Annotated in this window: 1 protein-coding gene; it reads left to right on the top strand. The window is 70.0% G+C overall.

Annotated elements, in window-relative coordinates:
- Positions 1 to 667: thiamine pyrophosphate-dependent enzyme (locus B0W88_RS32145; protein WP_233151920.1), on the top strand; the 667-nt coding region annotated here is incomplete at both ends.

Here is a 667-nt window from a genome sequence, read left to right on the forward strand (position 1 = left end):
CCGCCGCCACCGGCGCCCGCCTGGGCTCCCAGTTCTTCACCGCCCGCATCGAGCGCGGCGCCGGCCGCGTGCCGATCGAACGCATCCCCTACGCCGTCCCGCAGGCGCAAGCCTTCCTGAAGGCCTTCAAGCACATCGTGACGGTGGAGACCCGCGAGCCCGTCGCCTTCTTCGCCTACCCGGACAAGCCCAGCCTCTTGAAGGCCGAGGGCACCTTGGTCCACCCGCTGGTGGACGCCGACGAGGACAGCGAACTCGCCTTCGAGATGCTGCTGGAAGCGCTGGGCGCGACAAAGACCGCCCCGAAGCTCCAGCCCCGCATCGAAACCGCCATCCCCAGCGGCGCCTTGACCCCGCTGTCCATCGCCCACGCGCTGGCCGCCGGCCTGCCCGAGAACGCCATCCTCGTGGACGAGTCGCTCACCACCGGCCGCGAGTCCATGGGCCACACGATGGGCGCGCTGCCCCACGACCTGATCAACAACATGGGCGGCTCGATCGGCTATGCCACCCCGGTGGCCACCGGGGCCGCGCTGGCCTGCCCGGACCGCCGCGTCGTCTGCATGGTCGGCGACGGCAGCGCGATGTACACGATCCAGTCCCTGTGGACCCAGGCCCGCGAGAACCTGAACGTCACCACCATCATCTTCGCCAACAACAGCTACGC

This window comes from Pelomonas sp. KK5 (assembly GCF_001984095.1).
Taxonomy (GTDB): domain Bacteria; phylum Pseudomonadota; class Gammaproteobacteria; order Burkholderiales; family Burkholderiaceae_C; genus KK5.